Annotated in this window: 1 protein-coding gene; it reads right to left on the bottom strand. The window is 73.1% G+C overall.

Going from position 1 to position 335, the window contains the following annotated elements:
• The coding region (locus A5481_RS35590) for an ATP-binding cassette domain-containing protein (protein WP_245298690.1) at positions 1–335 on the bottom strand (335 nt) is incomplete at both ends.

Here is a 335-nt window from a genome sequence, read left to right as displayed (position 1 = left end):
GTCGTGCTCGGTGTAGAGAACGCCGATGCGGTTCGTCCGCGCCACCTCGGCGGTGAGCGCCATCAGCCCGGCACGCTCCCGCGGCGCCATGCCGGCGGTGGGCTCGTCCATCAGGAGGAGCTTCGGCCGCGAGGCGAGGGCCACGGCGAGTTCCACCCGCTTGACGTCGCCATAGGCCAGTTCCGAGACCGGGCGGTCGGCATCGGCCCGCATCCCGACCCCGGCGAGCAGGGCGAGCGCGTCGTCGCGATAGAGCGCGCGGGCGTCCCGGAACAGGCCGCGCGAGCGCCCGTGATGCGACAGGAGCGCCATCTGGACGTTCTCGGCCACCGTCA

This window comes from Methylobacterium platani (assembly GCF_001653715.1).
Lineage (GTDB): Bacteria > Pseudomonadota > Alphaproteobacteria > Rhizobiales > Beijerinckiaceae > Methylobacterium > Methylobacterium platani.
Note: the sequence above shows the minus strand (reverse complement) of the source record. Positions and strands in the feature narration are given on the sequence as shown.